The organism is Micromonospora sp. DT47 (assembly GCF_049844475.1).
Classification (GTDB): domain Bacteria; phylum Actinomycetota; class Actinomycetes; order Mycobacteriales; family Micromonosporaceae; genus Micromonospora.
In genome coordinates, this window is sequence record NZ_JBNCLC010000083.1 from 1 (window position 1) to 290 (window position 290).

At 65.5% G+C, this 290-nt stretch carries 1 protein-coding gene; it reads right to left on the reverse strand.

Annotated features, from left to right (window positions below; genetic code table 11):
- Positions 1-290 (reverse strand): hypothetical protein (locus tag ACLQ2U_RS32245; protein WP_425754653.1); only part of this gene is annotated, 290 nt, incomplete at both ends.

Genomic DNA, 290 nt, shown 5'->3' on the forward strand with positions numbered 1-290 from the left:
TAGGTGAGCAGGCTCGGGTTGGAGGAGGCGAGGGCGGTCTGGGTGCTGTCGGAGGTCTTCCAGAGCTTGAAGGACACCCCGAGGGTGCCGCCGTTGCGGTCGGAGACCGGCGCGTACAGCGAGACCGAGTTCTCTCCGATGACCGAGCCGGTGCACGACGTCTTCGGGGAGGTGGTCATCCCGGTCGGCTTGTTCGGCTTGTGGTTGTAGCGAATGGTCAGCGTGGGGCTGGTCTCCAGGAATTCCTTCCAGCTCTGGGGGTCGCTGGCCTCGTTGGCGGCGACCATCCA